Genomic DNA, 3,702 nt, shown 5'->3' with positions numbered 1-3,702 from the left:
CGCTGAGTGCTAACGATTAAAGATTGTTGTTAACGATAAAGTGAGTAGGCCAACGCTTCGTTCCGTTCGTCTCCCAGGTGCGCACATGCCAACGCTGGCCATCAAAACAAAACTGCAACGCACTTGCTTTCCCTACTTTATTTTGAGGCCGCAACGCCTAGGAGCCACTCCACCCCGAGGGGCATTTGTAGTAAAAGTGCAGTGCAAAAAAAGTCCGATGCATCAACCCGAAGAAAAATATAATTCAAGTAATCTAAAGACTAACGCGGGAGCTTTAAAACTCAGGATTATTACAGCAATGATCAGTGCAAGTTGCCACCATTTAAAGGTGACTTTTATGGATTGGATTTCGATTTTCATACGCAGACTTCTGTCTAAATTCAGATCAAGTCCGCTACCCGCTCAAAGATGTTTGAAGTTTAAAAGCTTTCATAATACTTCCGATAAGTCGGGATATTACTGCTGTAACCAATCAAACCTTTAAGCGATTTACAGTCCTGATAAACCCGAACTAAATCAATTTTAGGGTACAGGGTAATTCCCTATTCCGTAACTTTTTTAAAGGTCTGCACTCTTGACAAAAGATTTTAGGACGTGTTTAATCCGGGTTCGGCCCAGGACTGGACTCGAACCGGCTGCGGGGGGGAGTTGAACCCCCACACTCAGACTCACGCTAAGAACTGTGCGTTTTTTTGAAGGGCAAGTGCTTTGGATGTGCGCGGGATTGTGTGGCACTTGGTCTTCAAAAAAATGATGCAAGCCCCTTCACCACTTTTCGTTCAGGGACACATTTTGCGGGGCGCGCTAAGTAAGACCACCACAACCAAAGGGAAGTGTGTCAGGTTTTGGTTAACCAAAACACGCCTTGCATAAAAGATTGTCCGACAACGGTACTACTTGCTATTGCCGACTTTGGGTTGATCGCAGCTGTTATCGTTTGTCAACTGCTCCGATTTTTATTCGAAGCTCTAGCGCGGCTATTTTACATAATGTGCTTATGCAACAGCTTGGGTTTGTGCGATGGACTCGTGCGGCTGCTTGCATAAGACCACGTTATGTAACTTAGCTTTGGGCAAGTTTTTCTGGCGCATGTTTTTGCTCTCGTGCGGTGGGTGCAGCTCTTTGCTTTTTTGTTTTCTCCGCTTTCCAATCATTTCAACTGAAAACAAAAAAGTAATGTGCTGCAAGTGTGTCGGCCTTTGCAAAAACTGTGACAGAAAAACTTGCATGCGGGTCAGCTGTATTTGATTACTTCAGCGGGTGGAACTTCATCACCGCTGCGGTCAACTCTTCGATTCCGGTTTGCTGATAGCGTTCTGTTGTCATCGGACTTTTGTGGCCTGCAAAAACTTGTACCGATCTGATGTCTTTCTCTGCTTTCAATAAATTGGCTATCACACTTTGACGGATAGCCAATGCCGTTAAATCTTTGTCGGGGAATAACTTTTTATAGGGCTTTACTACTTTGCCTACTCCACTTCCGCTCTCCGGTTTATAACGTCTGGTCAGGATAAGTTTATCTGTTTGCTTACTATTCAATATCGGTCGCTCTTCAACCAGGTAGCGATTGATCAGCATGATTTGTTTGGGATGTAGTTCTAATGTTCGTGCGTTGAGTGTTGTGGCTTTCTTAATGTAAATCGTGGCTTGTTCCAGGTTAAGGTCTTTCACTTCCAGATTAACGATGTTCTTTGTGGTTAAGCCCTGATAGATTAACAGGCTAATGATTACTTTGTCTCTCAGTCTGATGCTGGGCAACTTGTTTATTTCTCGCGAGGGCTGTTCAAGTAATAATTCCAGTTCAGTTGAAGTAAATAAATCCTGAACGCTTATCCGGTGGTCGATCTTGTCTTTTAATCGCAGGTGTTTGCACGGATGATCTTTTCTTCTTCCGCTTTTCTTCAGCCAATCGTAATAGGCTTTGATCGCGGCCAAGTATGTGTGTAATGTACCCGCCTGTCTGCCTTCTGTTCTTCTTTTCTCCAGATAATGCAGTATGTCTTTGTATTTGGCTTGTGCTGCGTTACGGGTCTGATTAGTGTAGCTTTCTATCATCAGCCCGTAACAATGTGCTGTGCGTTTTGTAAAGCGTTTAGTCAGGTATTGTTTCAGTTCCATAGCTTGTCGTTTTTTTCATTTGTGTAGTGGTGAGGTGTAAATAGGTCTGTGTGGTCTCAATGCTCTGGTGTCCTAAAAAATCTTTCACGTGCCCGGTCTTCATACCGCTCTCCAGCAGATGTGTGGCTATCGCATGTCTAAAATGATGTAGTGTGATTTGTGTGTTCAATCCTGCTGCCTTGATCAGTTTTTTTACTTCTAGGGTGTAGGTTCTCCCTCGCATTCTCCTGCCATGTTTGTTGATCATAAAAGCTTCTATACTGTCGGCATCATTGCCATTCAGTTCTCCGGATCGCTCGTTGTAATAATATTCTTTCAGGTCTTTGAGTACGGTTGTGTTAAGTGGCACGGTTCGTTTTCTTCCGCCTTTACCCTGGCGAACGTAGAGTAAGCCGCTTTTGAAGTGTATGTCTCTTACATTGAGTTTGGCCGCTTCTTGTCGTCTCAGACCACATCCGTAAATGATACCTAGTATGGCTCTTTGCTTTACTGTATCACACACCTTGTAAAGTTGCTCGATGTCTGCAAGGCTCAATAGATTTTCGCGTGTGCGTTTGTAGCTGTGGGTATAATCCAGATTACTCATGGGATTGATCTGTAGCTGCTCGGTGTCTTCCAGGTAACAGAACAAAAGTTTGATCACGTACATGTGTATCGTTATTCTGCTTTCGCTTAAGGTTCCGCCTGTCATATTGTTAGGCCGTTCCTGCTGATAGCTGTAAAAGTTTTCTATGTCGCTTTCGCTCACCTTTTCAAGGCTTAGGATTTTTTGTTTTTCAAGCCAACAAAAAAATTCACGAAGACCTGTGGTAAATGTTTTCCAGCTGGCCTCACTATAACCAATGGCCTGTAAATATTTCATGAAGCGGCCATACTGATCCCGATACTCTTTCGAGTAAATGATAAATCTTTCCATAAGTCGTTTGGGTTTAAATTCTCTCTTAACACTTTTTTGGAACACGGAACGCCAGGGCCGATCCGGCCTTGATTTATTTGTTTATAAATCAGATTCGCAGATTATTTCTTTTTCTGGCGTTCCATCTGGCGTTCCAAAGACATGGAACACCAGCACCAACCTGGTGTGGGGGTATTTTTTAGGCCGTAACTAATTCGAGTTGATCAAGTTGCCCTTGTAGATGTCTCTTTACTTTTGATCTTAATGCCTGGATGTTGTCCCAGTACAATACTTTATAATTAAATCCTCTGTTCGCGTAGCCTCCTGATTGACGGATGTATTCCAGTTGTTCCAGGTCATGCAGGTAGCGGTGTAATTGTGTTTTACTAACCTGTAGGGCTTGTCTCACTTCTCGCTGGCCAAATTCGTAGCTCTCGTGATGGCCATTACCTTTTGTTTTGATGTACTGTTTTAATCGCTCGTAAAATTGCCTGAGGCTTCCGTCTAACTCATCTACTTTTAAAAGGATGGACTCAAAGAGTATTTCCGCAGCTACTTGTAGATCTTCTTTCTCGCTGATCAATCTACCGCGTTCATCTTTCTTGCGCTGGTATTGGTGCATGAGTGTGACCGCTTTTACAAAAGCCTGATAGAGTCCGTTTAGTCTCCTGATCTTGTGCGCTTCATCG

General features: G+C 43.5%; 2 protein-coding genes and 1 pseudogene. All 3 read right to left on the bottom strand.

Annotated features, from left to right (window positions below):
- Positions 1-1,248 precede the first annotated feature (1,248 nt).
- Positions 1,249-2,118, bottom strand: a complete 870-nt coding sequence (locus SanaruYs_RS19890; protein ID WP_127124372.1) for a tyrosine-type recombinase/integrase — start codon at positions 2,116-2,118, stop codon at positions 1,249-1,251.
- Positions 2,093-3,034 (bottom strand): tyrosine-type recombinase/integrase, encoded by a 942-nt coding sequence (locus SanaruYs_RS19885; RefSeq protein WP_127124371.1) that lies wholly within the window; start codon positions 3,032-3,034, stop codon positions 2,093-2,095. The genes SanaruYs_RS19890 and SanaruYs_RS19885 overlap by 26 nt, the downstream gene beginning before the upstream one ends.
- A gap of 178 nt (positions 3,035-3,212) precedes the next feature.
- Positions 3,213-3,702: pseudogene (locus SanaruYs_RS19880) on the bottom strand (hypothetical protein); the annotation flags it as partial.

This window comes from Chryseotalea sanaruensis (assembly GCF_003990915.1).
Classification (GTDB): Bacteria; Bacteroidota; Bacteroidia; order Cytophagales; family Cyclobacteriaceae; genus Chryseotalea; species Chryseotalea sanaruensis.
This window is presented reverse-complemented; position numbering and strand designations above follow the sequence as displayed.

Excerpts from the sequence above, each read along its gene's own strand:
- SanaruYs_RS19890 (WP_127124372.1), bottom strand. The coding sequence starts at position 2,118 with ATGGAACTGAAACAATACCTGACTAAACGCTTTACAAAACGCACAGCA.
- SanaruYs_RS19885 (WP_127124371.1), bottom strand. The coding sequence starts at position 3,034 with ATGGAAAGATTTATCATTTACTCGAAAGAGTATCGGGATCAGTATGGC.